Source organism: Pseudooceanicola aquaeponti (assembly GCF_050897975.1).
In the GTDB taxonomy this organism is placed as follows: domain Bacteria; phylum Pseudomonadota; class Alphaproteobacteria; order Rhodobacterales; family Rhodobacteraceae; genus Pseudooceanicola.
In genome coordinates, this window is the sequence record NZ_JBPAXY010000003.1 from 1 (window position 1) to 12,505 (window position 12,505).

At 63.4% G+C, this 12,505-nt stretch carries 10 protein-coding genes and 1 pseudogene; 2 read left to right on the plus strand and 9 right to left on the minus strand.

What is annotated here, in order from left to right; all coding sequences use genetic code 11:
* Window positions 1-367: 367 nt before the first annotated feature.
* The 9 genes from ACRARE_RS06750 to ACRARE_RS06790 all read right to left on the minus strand — a co-directional run bounded on the left by ACRARE_RS06750 (window position 368) and on the right by ACRARE_RS06790 (window position 9,295).
* Window positions 368-1,027, minus strand: coding sequence for an HD domain-containing protein (locus tag ACRARE_RS06750; RefSeq protein WP_432655662.1), 660 nt, complete (start codon window positions 1,025-1,027; stop codon window positions 368-370).
* Window position 1,028: 1 nt separating this feature from the next.
* Window positions 1,029-2,135, minus strand: coding sequence for an ABC transporter ATP-binding protein (locus ACRARE_RS06755; protein WP_432655663.1), 1,107 nt, complete (start codon window positions 2,133-2,135; stop codon window positions 1,029-1,031).
* Between the two features lie 2 nt (window positions 2,136-2,137).
* Window positions 2,138-2,962, minus strand: coding sequence for a carbohydrate ABC transporter permease (locus tag ACRARE_RS06760; protein ID WP_432655664.1), 825 nt, complete (start codon window positions 2,960-2,962; stop codon window positions 2,138-2,140).
* Complete coding sequence (locus tag ACRARE_RS06765) at window positions 2,959-3,900, minus strand: carbohydrate ABC transporter permease (RefSeq protein WP_432655665.1); 942 nt, start codon at window positions 3,898-3,900, stop codon at window positions 2,959-2,961. The genes ACRARE_RS06760 and ACRARE_RS06765 overlap by 4 nt, the downstream gene beginning before the upstream one ends.
* A gap of 90 nt (window positions 3,901-3,990) precedes the next feature.
* On the minus strand, window positions 3,991-4,962 hold the full coding sequence (locus ACRARE_RS06770) for a LysR family transcriptional regulator (RefSeq protein WP_432655666.1): 972 nt from the start codon (window positions 4,960-4,962) through the stop codon (window positions 3,991-3,993).
* Between the two features lie 112 nt (window positions 4,963-5,074).
* Window positions 5,075-6,304, minus strand: coding sequence for an adenosylhomocysteinase (locus ACRARE_RS06775; protein ID WP_432655667.1), 1,230 nt, complete (start codon window positions 6,302-6,304; stop codon window positions 5,075-5,077).
* A gap of 137 nt (window positions 6,305-6,441) precedes the next feature.
* Complete coding sequence (locus ACRARE_RS06780) at window positions 6,442-7,101, minus strand: HAD family hydrolase (RefSeq protein WP_432655668.1); 660 nt, start codon at window positions 7,099-7,101, stop codon at window positions 6,442-6,444.
* A 57-nt stretch (window positions 7,102-7,158) separates the two neighbouring features.
* Window positions 7,159-8,421, minus strand: a complete 1,263-nt coding sequence (locus tag ACRARE_RS06785) for an extracellular solute-binding protein (protein WP_432655669.1) — start codon at window positions 8,419-8,421, stop codon at window positions 7,159-7,161.
* 46 nt (window positions 8,422-8,467) lie between these two features.
* Entirely contained in the window at window positions 8,468-9,295 is an 828-nt protein-coding gene (locus ACRARE_RS06790) for an MBL fold metallo-hydrolase (RefSeq protein ID WP_432655670.1), read from the minus strand.
* 155 nt (window positions 9,296-9,450) lie between these two features.
* Here ACRARE_RS06790 and ACRARE_RS06795 point away from each other — a divergent pair.
* Both ACRARE_RS06795 and ACRARE_RS06800 read left to right on the plus strand, forming a co-directional pair.
* Window positions 9,451-9,501: pseudogene (locus ACRARE_RS06795) on the plus strand (thioredoxin domain-containing protein); the annotation flags it as partial.
* A 578-nt stretch (window positions 9,502-10,079) separates the two neighbouring features.
* Window positions 10,080-12,416 (plus strand): YecA family protein, encoded by a 2,337-nt coding sequence (locus ACRARE_RS06800; RefSeq protein WP_432655671.1) that lies wholly within the window; start codon window positions 10,080-10,082, stop codon window positions 12,414-12,416.
* Window positions 12,417-12,505 lie beyond the last annotated feature (89 nt).

The following is a 12,505-nucleotide window of genomic DNA, read 5'->3' on the forward strand; positions in this document are numbered from 1 at the left end:
GCTCAAAGAACGTCCATTCCTCGTCCGACATAAGGTCTCGTGCCAAGCTGGTCTCCATCGCAGATGCCAGCTTGAATCATGCTCAAAGCCTGATGTGAATCCGTTTTGTCAACACGACCTAGTTCTACGTTCCATGACATTCGCAGCTGTGTCTGCGCGAAAAAGACGTTCTGCGAGCGCGGTGCAGAGCGCCCGGCCATTGGGGCTGCGGAGTAGGCTCCTATGGAACATTTAGCCTGACCATTCCTCGGTGTAGCAGACGCCTGAATGGTCTTTGCTAGCCTAGTTTGCTTGTTCTGAAGGTCGAGCTCTGGTTGGGGCTTGAGCGGCACCAATGATCTTTCGCCTGCCGCTGAATTTGCCGCCGTCAGGAAGCCGCGCCGATTTCGCCAAGCAACTGGCGTATGAAATCGCGCATGTAGTCAGCCCGCGCGGCGGCGAGCTTGCGACCGGCCTCCGTCTGCATGGTTTCAGGCAGGCGGAAGAGCTTGAGCTCGAAATGGTCCAACGCATAGGCCTTGTCGTCCAGCGGCCTTTCCGCCCCCTCGGGGTCCTCGTCGGAGAAGAGGGCGCTGCCCATGCGACCCGCGATGTAGAAGGTGCGCGCGATGCCAAGCGCGCCGAGCGCCTCCAGCCGGTCGGCATCCTGCAACGCCTTTGCCTCGAAACTCTCGGGCTTGATGTTGGCCGAGAAGCTATGCGCCTCGATGGCATGGGCGGTGGCCTCGATGCGCGCCGGCGCCATGCCCAGGCCTTCAAGGACGGGCCGCGCCGCCTCTGCCGACAGGCGCGAGGCGCTGGCGCGGTCGGGGTGGTTCTTGGGCAGGTTCACCAGGTCATGGAAATAGGCTGCCGCCGCCAGAACCTGGGTGTCGGACACGGGGGTTTGGCTGGCGATTTCCAGCGCGGCAGAGAGCACACGGCGCGCATGACCCAGCCCGTGGCTGGCATCGTCATCCGCGGCGGTGAGATGAAGATAGGCGGCCTCTAGGGCGGCGATGAAGTCGGGGGATGGCAGGTTGATCATGTCAGGACAGGGTCTCTCGGCGTTGGCCGGTCTCGTCGAAGACGTGCAGGTGGCCGGGGGCGACGTGGAAGGTCATCACCTCGGACAGCGGCTGTGCGACGGGCAGGCGGGCCTTGAAGATGTGCCCGTCTGTTGCAGCGGTGACAAGCTGTTCCGTGCCCAGAAGCTCGCTGTCCTGCACGCGGGCCTCGATCGACAGGGCCGCATCCTGGGCGGGGCCTGCGCCGATCTCTTCCGGTCGCGCGCCCAGCAGGTAGCGGCCGTCGCCCAGGGGCTGGCCAAGCGTGGCAACGGATCCGGCGTCGAGCGTGAAACGGCTGCCCTGTGCCATCCCGGGGAAAAGGTTCATGCGGCCGACGAAATCGGCGACGAAGGCATTGGCCGGGCGGGCGAAGACCTGCGCCGGGGCGCCCTGGTGTTCAATTACGCCGCCCTGCATGACGACCAGGTGATCGGCCAGGGTCAGCGCCTCGGTCTGATCATGGGTCACGTAGATCGTGGTGGCGCCGATCTGGCGTTGCAGGGCCTTCAGTTCCGACCGCATCTCGGTGCGCAGCTTGGCGTCGAGGTTCGACAGCGGTTCGTCCATCAGCAGCACGTCAGGGCCGCGCACGATGGCCCGGGCGATGCCGACGCGCTGGCGCTGGCCGCCGGAGAGCTCAGCCGGGCGCCGTTCGAGATAGTCCTCGATTCGCACCAGCCGCGCGGCGGCGGCAGTGCGCTCGGCGACCTCGGCCTTGGGAAGGCGCGCCATGCGCAGCGGGAAGCCGATGTTCCCGGCCACGGTCTTGTCGGGATAGAGCGCGTAGTTCTGGAACACCATGGCCACGCCGCGCTGTTCAGCGGCGACCCGGGTGACGTCACGGGGGCCGAAATGCAGGGTGCCACCGTCGATGCCCTCCAGCCCGCAGATGGCGCGCAGCAGGGTGGTCTTGCCGCAGCCCGAGGGGCCGACGATCACCGTGATCTTGCCCGCAGGGCAGGCCAGATCCAGATCCTTGAAGGTGGCGCGTTCGGCGCCGGGATAGCGTTTCATGGCGGCGCTCAGGCGCACCTCGGGGCTGGTGCGGGGCTGGGTCTGGGGCATCTGCGAAAGGTCCTTGGGCATGGTCATTCCACCTGTCCGGCCGAGACGGCGATGCCGTCGATGAATTGTTTCTGCGCCAGCAGGAAGCCCACCAGCAGGGGAAAAACGGTCAGCGTCGCGGCGGCCATCTGGGGGCCGTAGTCGCTGCCCAGTTCGGCATCCAGGAAGCGCACGATGCCGAAGGGCACGGTCGCCGCATTGTCGGTGCGCAGCACGAAGCTGGGCCAGAAGTAGTCGTTCCAGTGCGACACGAAGCTGAAGATGCCGAAGGTCACCAGGGCGGGCCGCGCCATGGGCAGGACGACGCGCAGTAGGGTGTCGACCATGCCTGCGCCATCCAGCCGCGCCGCCTCGAAGACGGATCCGGGGATCGCCAGGAAGAACTGGCGCAGCAGGAAGACCCCGAAGGCATTTGCCATGAAGGGCACGATCAGCGCCGCGCGGGTGTCGATTAGGCCGAATTGGGCCAGGATCACGTAAACCGGGATCGCGGTGATCTGGTAGGGGATCATGACCGCCCCAAGCACGATCCACAGGCTGAGATCCTGGCCGCGGAACTTCAGCCGGGCCAGGGCATAGGCGGCGGGCACGCAGACGATCACCTGGCCCACGAAGATGGTCACCACCACGAAGAGGCCGTTCAGGTAGTAGCGCAGGATCGGCACCTCGGCGAAGACCCGGGCGTAGTTCTCGAAGGTGATCTCGCGCAGCAGGATCATCCCGCCAGAGAAGATCTGCTCTTCGGGGGTCAGCGAGGCGCGGATCATCAGCCAGAAAGGCAGCAGCATGAAGATCGCGCCCAGGGCGAGGCCCGCGTGCAGGGCGAGTTGGGGGAAGCGTCTGGTCATCGGGATCCGGCCCTTTCCAGCCTGCGAGAGGCGCGTTTCTGTATCCAGGTCGCCAGCAGAGCCAGCGCCAGCAGCACCACGGTCACCACCGCGCCGCCGCCGATATCGAGGTAGTAGATGCCGCGTTTCCACAGCAGGTAGGTCAGCGTTTCCGAACTGCCCGAGGGCCCGCCCGAGGTCATCGTCGCGATGGTGTCGAAGATCCGCAGGGCCTGGATCGAACTGATGACGGCGGCAAAGACCGTGGTGGGCCCGAGCGCGGGCCAGGTGACATGCCAGAACCGGTGCCAGGCGCTGGCGCCGTCGATGCGGGCCGCCTCCAGCAGGTGTTTCGGCACACCGGCGAGGCCCGCCAGATAGACGATGGTGACGAAGCCGATTTGTTGCCAGTTGCCGACCAGCGCCACGGCGGGCAGCGACAGGTCGGTCGAGTTCAGCCAGTCGGTCAGTCCCAGCCATTTGCCGACGGTTTGGTCGATCAGCCCGCGCCGGGCCAGGAACATCCAGCGCCAGACAATGGACATGGCAACCAGGGTTGCGGCCACCGGCAGGAAGTAGATCGCCCGCCAGAAGCTGGCCGCCCGGCGCACCCCGTTGATCGCCAGCGCCGCCAGCAGGCCCAGTGTCAGCGAGGGGATCACAGTATAGATGGCATAGCGCAGGGTCACGAAGATGGCGTTCAGGACCTCTCCTCTGGCGATGGCGCGGTTGATGTTCTTCAGGCCCACCCAGCGGATCGTGCCTGCCAGGATGTCGAAGTCGTAGAAGACCAGCGCCAGGGCGATCAGCGCCGGGAACAGGACGAAGATCGCTGTCAGCACCAGCATCGGGGTCAGGCAGACCCAGGGCATCAGCTGGCGCGACAGGCGGGCGGTGCCGCGCGCGCGGACGGGTGGGGCAAGGATGTCGGCATCCTTGGTCGTGGTGGCCTGGGGCATGGCAGCAGTCCCTATTGATCTCGTCCTGTGATACCGTGCCCAGGGCGACGGGTCAGATAGCAAGATCCGACCGGTCATAGCCGCAGCCTATCAGCGCCCCGGGGCGGGGGCTTTCTTCCAGCCGGAGATGACCTTCTGCATCACGTTCAGCATCCGCTCCAGCTGGGGATTGTAGCTTTGCTTGTGCCAGAAGAGGCTGAGCGCCAGCATCGGCAGGGCCGGGCGCGTCGGGCGGCTGACCATGCCCGGGGGCAGCTGCATGGTGGCCGGGCAGACGATACAGGCCGCGCCGGTCGAGGCGGCAAGGCTCATCTGGCCAGAGACATTGGTCACTTCCGACGAGGACAGCTTCGGCTCGATCCCAAGGGCGCGCAGACCGTCCATCTGGGAATCGTACAGCGCCGGGTGATGGCTGCGGGGCAGCAGGATCAGTTCCATCTCGGCCACATCTTCGGGGCGCAGGTAGTCGCGGGCCGCCATGGGGTGGCTTTCGTGAAAGCAAAGTTCGTAGGGGGAGGCGTAGAAAGGCAGCATTTCCATCGGGCGGGGCATTTCGCCGGGGGTGGGCAGGCTGAGGAAGGCGGCATCCAGCTGCTTGTCACGCAGCAGCAGGCACATTTCCCGTGCCGCGATCTCCACGCGCTGGACCTGCAGGCCGGGATGGGCCTTGCGCAGGGCGGCGAAGAAGGCGTCGATCTGCGGATAGGCCTGGTAGGAGGGGATGCCCAGGCGGATCGGGCGGGCCTGATCCTCGGGGCGGATATCGGTCAGCGCGCCGCCAAGATCGCGCAGCAGGGGCAACAGCAGCTCGGCCATACGGGCGCCCTCGGGCGTCAGGCTGAAGCCATTGGCGGCGCGTTCGACCAGCGGCGTTCCCAGGGCGTCTTCCAGCTTGGCGATCTGCTGGCTGAGTGTTGGCTGGCTGACCGCCAGATTCGAGGCGGCGCGGCGAAAGCTGCCGTCCCGGGTGAGTTGCAGGAAGTAGAGCAGCTGGCGCAGGCTGACGCGTCTGAGAATGCGCATCCGCTCTGCGTCGAGCCATTGCGCGGTATCAATCGTCATCGTCTGGCAGGTCCGTGGCAGGGTGGCTGGCCCGAAGCTTCGCGCCAGGCCGGTTCGGGGTGCAAGCCGTCATGGCATCTTCCTGTGGCGGTTGCGTGACGACGAAGCAAATTTACGCACCTTTCGGTTCCTGCGCTGTCTCGCGGGTGTCTTCGGGGCCGATCCAGGCGGCAACGGTCAGCCGGGCGACTTCGGCCTCGACATCGGCGCGGACGGGGTGGACGCCCGCGGGCAGGGTGCGACCTTGTCGGGCGATCTGCTCCAGCGAGAGGGATTGCAGGGCCAGGCCAAGGTCCATGATCTCGACCGGGTTGCCGTCTCCGGCGGCCAGGTTGACGGGGTTTCCACCGGCCAGAAGATACAGGCGGCGACCGTCGGACAGGGTCAGTTCCTCGACGTGATCGCGCACGGGGCGGCGGGACATGGTCTTTGCCGACAGCGCCGTTGCGTCGATCTCGGAGGAGAAGTGACCGGCATTGGCCAGCAGGCATCCATCGGGCAGCAGGCGCTGCATCTCTGCCCCCAGGACGCCGTCGCGCCCGGTGACGGTGATCACCAGATCCGCGCACGGAAGGGCCTGGGGCAGGTCGCGGGTGGTGAAGCCCTCCAGATGCGCCTCAAGCCGGGTCAGCGGGTCGGGTTCGACGACCGTCACATGGGCGCCCATGCCGCGCAGGCGCTGCGCCACGCCCGAGCCGCAGAAGCCGTAGCCGATCACCACCACGCGTTTGCCGTGCAGCATCAGGTTGGTGGCGCGCATCAGCCCGTCGACCACGGAACTGCCGACGCCGTAGCGATTTTCCACCACGCGTTTGGCGCGGGTGTCATTGATCACCCAGGTGGCGAAATCGAAATCCGGCAGCTCTTCGCGCAGGCGGTTTCCTCCGGTCGTGGTCTCTTCGGTGGCGCCCAGAAGGCGGTCGCGGAGTGCGGCGAAAGCGGGCCGGGTCAGCAGGGCGTGGAGGTCGCCGCCATTGTCGGCGATCAGATCAGGTTTGGCCTCTAACACATTGGCGCATTGGGATAAATGGTCGTCGAAGCTTTCGGCGCGGTGGCCCAGGGCGGTGACGCCGCGCCATTGGTTCAGCACATGGGCGACCTCGTCCTGGGTGGTGCCGGGGCTGCCGGTCAGCACGATGCGCGCCCCGCCCGCGGTCAGGGCGTCGACCCAGACGGCGGTTTTGGCCTCGACATGAAGACAGATGCCTATCGTCAGGCCCTGAAAGGGTTTTTCGGCAGAGAAGCGGGCGTGCAATCCGGCAAGGATGGGCATGTGGGCGCGCGCCCAGTCAATGCGGCGGCGGCCCTCTTCGGTGCGTGTGTCGGTGGATGTCCGGGTCATGTCGGTCCTCTTTGCTGCCCGTAGCGCAGGGCACGGCCGGGGCCGGCACCCGGGCGAAGCCGGGCGCGGACAGGGGCCAATTCGGGGGGGGAATCGACGTCGGTGTCACGTCGATCTCGCGTCGGTGCGTCCTGGCCTCAGGCCGCGGGCTGTCCGTGCAGCGCCAGTCTTGCGGCGCCGAGCAGTGTATCGGCCACATCCGATCCGGTTGCCGCAAGACGGCGCGCGGAATGCATCCCGGTGGTGACCAGAACGGCGCGGATCCCGAGGGCCGAGGCAGCGTCGAAGTCATCGACCGTATCGCCGATCAGCACGGTCCGGGCGGGCATCAGGCCCAGCCGTCCCATATGCCGTTCCAGGCTCGCGCGCTTGCGGTCCTGGCCCAGGGTTTCGGCCCCGTCGATGGCGCGGAAGTAGTCGGCGATGCCATTGTGCGAGACCAGCGCGCGCAGCTCGTCCTGCGGGGCCATCGACAGGACGGACTGCCCGGCGCCGCTCTCTTTCAGCAGCTCCAGCGCGTGCAGCGCGTCGGCGGCCAGCGGCAGCTGGTGCTTGATCGGATCGTAGACTTGCGAATAGCGCGCCATGTTCGCCGCCATCTCCTGCTCGGTCGGTTCGCGACCGACGAGGGCATGGAAGAAATGGCTGAAGGGCCGGGTGTGATGGTCGCGGATGTCGTCATGGGTCACGTCGGGGCGCCCGGCGGTCCGGATCATCTCGGCGGAAACCTCGGCAGTGATCTCGAAATCATCCAGCAGGGTGCCGTTCCAGTCCCAGATGACGTGCAGGTCGGTCATGTAGAAGCGTCTTTCGGATAAGGGGGCGGGCCGGGAGGTCCGGCCCGCCGGGTGGGATCAGTTTTCGAGCAGCAGGTCGGCGGTGACGTCCTGAAGCTGGGCCGCGCCCTCTTCCGGGCTCAGATCGCCGCTGAGGACACGGAATTGCAGGTCCGAGAACTCGGTCTGAAATTCGGTGTTGGCGCGGCCGGGCAGGGCGAACCAGCTGCCCGAAGGCTGGGCATTGACCGTGACGAAGGCGGGGTTCTCGGCAAAATAGGTGCCCAGAAGGTCCGGCGCGGCGGTGGCGGTGACGTTATGCGGCACGGTGGCGGTGGTCTTGACGACCTGGGTCACCGCTTCGGGCGTCAGGAAGGAGGACAGCGCCTTGCAGGTGGCCTCCTGCTTCGCCGGGTCGGTGGCCAGCATGACAAAGCCGTTGGCCGAGGCATTGGCAACCATGCTGCCGCTGCCCTTGATGGGCATGGGCGCGATGGTGGTCTCGAACTCCAGCCCGCCGATGAGGCCGGGGTAGGTGGAGGCGGAGAAGAGCATCATGCCGAGGTCGCCCGAGCGGAAGAGGGCAGCAAATTCGCTCCAGAAGGCCGAGGGGGCAATGGCGGGCATCGAGCCGTCCTCGACCAGGCCGCGCAGGAAGGCGAAGGTGTCGACGGTGCCGGGGTTGTCGGCGCTCAGCGCGCCCGAGGCGTCGGTCCAGGCGCCGCCTGCGGATTCCATCTGCGCCTCGAAGAGGTAGGTGTTGGGCATGTAGAAGAGCACGCCGTACTTGCCCTTGTCCGCATCGCTGAGTGTGGCGGCCGCGGCGCGCAGTTCGGACCAAGTGGCGGGCGGCGTTTCCGGGTCGAGGCCCGCATCGCGGAAGGCCTGCTTGTTGATGTAGAGCGCGGGCAGGGTGGTGTAGAAGGGCATCGCGTAAAGCTTGCCATCGGCGCCGCGGAAGTTGTCCAGCAGGCCGGTGTCGAGCTGCGCCAGCAGCTCGGGCTGGGCGTCGAGGCAGGCATCCAGCGGTTGGGCGCGGCCCGAGTTGATGTAGGTCGCCAGCACCGAGCCGGTGACGCGCACCGCATCGGGGGCCGAACCCGAGATGATGTCGGCCAGCACCTGCTGGGTGGTTTCGACATCGGACTTGTTGTCCATGTCCAGGGTCACGGCGACCTCGGCATCGGCGGCGTCATAGGCCGTCAGGATGTCGCGGATCACGGCGCCGTTCTGCTTTTCCTGACCCGAGACGATGCGGATCGAGGTTTCGGACAGGGCGGGCAGGGCAGCGGCGCAGAGGGCGGCGCTGCACAGGAGGGAGGGCAGGAACTTGCGGGTCATCGGGAACTCCGGTTCTGGTGGGAGAGAGGGGGGATGGGGCGCGCCGTTACAGCGTGACCGCGTCGGTTGTCAGTGCCAGGCAGACGGGCACGTCGCAGGCCGCCCGGGCCGAGGCCAGGGCGGCCTCGGCATCGGAAGGGGCGGCAAGATGGGTAAGCATGAGGGCGCGGGCGCGGGCGGCCTTTGCCAGGCGGGCGGCCTCGGCGGGCGACATATGGGCGCCGCCGGGCGGTTCGGAGCCCGAGAAATGCGCATCGGCGATGAGCAGGTCGCAATCGGCGGCGAAGGGCGGCAGGGCGTCGGTCCAGCGGGTGTCGCCGGTGTAGACGAGGGTCTTGTCGCCATCGCTCAGGCGTAGGGCCACGGCGCCGGGCATGTGATCGACCGCGCAGGTGGCAAGGCTCAGCCCGGCGATGTCGAAGCTGTCACTGGCGGTGAATTCGTGGATCTCGAAGACCTCGAACAGCCAGTCCTGCCCGGCGGCGGCGGTGTCGCGCAGCCGGTCGAAGCCGGGGCCGCAATCGTCTTCGGTAAAGCGCCAGTGCTTGTGCCCGAAGAGGGCAGAGAGCGATTGCAGGAAGGCGGTGCCGCCCTCGGGCAGGGCCAGCGGCACGCGGCGCAGGCTGCGGGTGCTGATCCATTCGGTCATCAGCGCATAGCCCAGCGGGATCAGGTCCAGCACATGGTCCGGGTGGCAATGCGAGATGGCGATCCCGTCGAGCTGTATGGCGGGGCCGCGCCCAAGGACGCGCAGGGCCACGCCGGGGCCCGCGTCCAGGAGAAGCGACTGGCCCCGGGACTCGACCAGGAAGGAAGAGCAGGCATGTCCGCCGTAGGGATATCCGCCCGCCGCACCGATGACCGTGATCTGCATTGCCTGCCTCGTTCCAGAGTGACCTTTCGCCGCCAGTATTGGCGAAAGGCTCGGCGCTGTCGCGCGGCTTGCGGCAATGGGCGATAGGGGGAGGCTATCGGCGTCGCAGGTGGTGGATTTCGATCGGGACCGCCCTTCGGGCGCCCCCCTAGGGGCCTTGGTGCGGGCCCTGCCGGATGATGGCACCTGAGTTTGCGGCGCCGTGACTGGGATGAACGGCGAGGCTGATAATTCTGAGCGTCCGAGAGGTTCAGGTTGTCGGAGCGGAATCGGGCATCCGGGTGATACCGACGATGATCGCTAGCACCCAAGGCAAGGAAAGCGGCCGCCAGTTGGGGGCCAGCGGAGGGCAGATATCGTGAGCTGGGTGAAAGGCGTCTGAGCCTACGGGCCGTGAACTAGGTATCCATAGGCAGCGTGCCGCTGTGGCAGATGTAATCCTGTCTCTACATACGAGAACGGCCCAGAGCTGACCCCGGTGTCAAGTGCAGCGAACGGCAGATACCAGCCCTTCCGCGACATTCCTGCCTGGTGCAGCATGTCGCCAGGCACGGACGCGAAGGGCGGAAAGCGGAAGTTCGCTGCGGGTGCTAACCGCAGAAGTCTCCGCGGAGAAGCAGACCTTCTTGTAAGACGGAAAGGGCTTCTTGTACAAAAGAGACCCACGACCGGCATGAGTCGTCCCTTATGACATTTCATTTGGCGCTGGATCTTGCCAAGATCCAAAAGCCACGCATGCCACATTTCCGCAATTGCCTCTTCAACACAGCCGGTAAATTTTTCGATGGACGAAAAAGAACGAAAAGAATCTGAAGCCGCTCTTCTATTAGACATGCAGACCACTGCCGCCCGCATGCGTGAATTAATAGTGGCAATGCCTCCCCATGATCTACTTGGCTACATTTACGCTCAGCGTATGCTGAAAGCGATGGGAGACAAACGCGTTGCCGACGGGGAACAGCCAGGAGCCGACGGCTCAGAAGACCTCATCAACCAAAATCAATTTCTGCTTGAATACGTACATGCGGTGCTTGCATCTGATTCTGCTCCCGACAGCATGACGTTCGATGAACCTAAGTGCGTGGAACTGTATCAACTCAGCCAAAAACTGCGAGAGCAAGCAATGCTCTTCGCAATGGTCTCATCAGCGGGAACTAAAACCGGCGTATTCGGTCCTGACACAGCTGATATTGAATTTCGCGCGAAGTCTACGTGGGTCATGCTGCGTGGAAACCGTTACCAAGTCTTAGAAGGGGAGTTTTACCGCTACGTTCTGGCGCCACATGATGATGTTCTGAAAGAGGTATACGGCGTCGGTGCAGGCGATATCGCCGAAGGCTTCCAAGCGATGGCCAACGTAACACGTACTGGCCAAGCCGACGCTATTTCGGAGATGATGAAACAGTTTCAAGCGGCGCAAGATTTTGCAGATGCAAATGAAAAGCCCCTAGAAGACATCATGGAAGCGTGGGGTGCGGAAAATACGGAACAACTGAGCGCCGCAGGCCGAGCAATAGATGATATGTTTCGCGGTGGCGTTGCCAATGTAAGCCGTCACACCAAACTCCCGCCGATGCTTCTAGCGGATTTAGCCTACAGTCGCGGCGAAGAAACAGAGTTCTTCGCTGCTGGTGACTTTGCGGGTACACCTTACCGGACACTGCCTGCACGCAAAAAACCGTTGATCCAACTTGGGTCTGACTACTACGCTGTGGACCCATGTTTTGCCCGTGATGCAGGGTATCGTGCACTCCTCTTCAATCTTCTTCAACGAAAGCCTGACTACAAGAAATCTTTTGAAGATCGGCAGAAATTGATGAGCGAAGCAGCCTTCGCCGATATTCTCTCTGCCCAACTCCCCAGTGCAAAAGTATTTCGGGAAGTCTATTACAAGGATCCTACCACCAAGCAGTGGTCCGAAAACGACACGCTTGTCCTGATTGATGATGTGCTTATTTTGGTTGAAGCAAAAGCTGGAGCCGCTGCAACCATTGCGTCACCTGAGCTAGATTTCGGTCGCCACGCTCAGTCCGTACAAGACTTGGTGCTCAAGGCGTATCAGCAATGCGACCGTTTCTTTCGTTATCTTAATTCTGCAGACGAAGTGCCACTTTATCAACGTATTGATGGCAAGTACAAAGAGTGCGGCCGTGTCCGCCGCTCCGACTATCGCGTGTTGGTGCCAATCGGACTTACCGTCGAGTCGTTCTCGCCCCTTGCAACATTCTGCAAGGAACTGCCGCAAGTCGAACCGTTGCTTGGGCAGCATGCCTTCATTTCTCTGTCAATTGACGACTTATTCGTGCTTAAGCGGTTTTTGCCTACACCAGGAATTTTTACCCACTACCTAGAGGTTCGGCAATCCGTTGCCAGGGTTCGCCGTGCTCATCTCTTCGACGAGTTCGACCATCTTGGCGCTTACCTGACAAAAAATCGATTTGATCATGATTTGGCTGAACAGCTCAAAGACGGCAAAGCCAGCATGGTCTTGTGGGATGGAATGAGTGAGATTGTTGACAAGTGCTTCGAAGGAGAGGACTGGGAAACTAAAGCGCTTCCTATGCAGGAAATCCCGTTGGAAGTGTCGAAGATTCTTGATGCCCTTGATGCCACTCGAGCAAGCGGATGGCTTTCAGCGGAAAGTCATATCCGTGACTTCGGGGGGGACGGCAAAAATAATCTCGCGAAAATGCTGATTGATCTTCGGAAAACCCTGACCGAGCACCCATTTCGCTACTTTTCTCTGGGCGGCGATGGCGACCCGCTCTTCGTCTGGCTTCAGCAGTATAATCGCCAAGTCGACTGGACACAAGTGAACAACAAAGCAAGCGCAGTCGCAGTGGCCCTCAAAGCTAAGAACGTCATTGGTGTCTTCGCTGAGGTCAGCGCAGATGGTGTTTATTATCAAGCAAAGTCATTTGCAGTCCAAATTCCCACATCTCGGACGGCCGAAAATGCCCACATCTATGAGGATGCCTCTCGAATGGCTCAACCTGCCAGGAGGATGACGCTCAACCGATCAGGACAAACTGCCCCGCCTGCTAAAGCCAAGAAAACAGGCCGGAATGAACCTTGTCCCTGCGGCAGCGGCAAAAAATATAAAAAATGTCACGGCCGCTAACAGTGCAGTTTATGGTTGATCAAGACAAGCTGACTACTGCCCTCTATGCAATTTTAGGCCCCGTAAAGGAGAGCCCACAGGATTCAATG

Bases quoted from the DNA above. Each gene is read 5' to 3' on its own strand.
- ACRARE_RS06800 (WP_432655671.1), top strand. From the start codon at position 10,080: ATGGACGAAAAAGAACGAAAAGAATCTGAAGCCGCTCTTCTATTAGAC.
- ACRARE_RS06755 (WP_432655663.1), bottom strand. From the start codon at position 2,135: ATGCCCAAGGACCTTTCGCAGATGCCCCAGACCCAGCCCCGCACCAGC.
- ACRARE_RS06775 (WP_432655667.1), bottom strand. From the start codon at position 6,304: ATGACCCGGACATCCACCGACACACGCACCGAAGAGGGCCGCCGCCGC.
- ACRARE_RS06750 (WP_432655662.1), bottom strand. From the start codon at position 1,027: ATGATCAACCTGCCATCCCCCGACTTCATCGCCGCCCTAGAGGCCGCC.
- ACRARE_RS06760 (WP_432655664.1), bottom strand. From the start codon at position 2,962: ATGACCAGACGCTTCCCCCAACTCGCCCTGCACGCGGGCCTCGCCCTG.
- ACRARE_RS06790 (WP_432655670.1), bottom strand. From the start codon at position 9,295: ATGCAGATCACGGTCATCGGTGCGGCGGGCGGATATCCCTACGGCGGA.
- ACRARE_RS06765 (WP_432655665.1), bottom strand. From the start codon at position 3,900: ATGCCCCAGGCCACCACGACCAAGGATGCCGACATCCTTGCCCCACCC.
- ACRARE_RS06785 (WP_432655669.1), bottom strand. From the start codon at position 8,421: ATGACCCGCAAGTTCCTGCCCTCCCTCCTGTGCAGCGCCGCCCTCTGC.
- ACRARE_RS06770 (WP_432655666.1), bottom strand. From the start codon at position 4,962: ATGACGATTGATACCGCGCAATGGCTCGACGCAGAGCGGATGCGCATT.
- ACRARE_RS06780 (WP_432655668.1), bottom strand. From the start codon at position 7,101: ATGACCGACCTGCACGTCATCTGGGACTGGAACGGCACCCTGCTGGAT.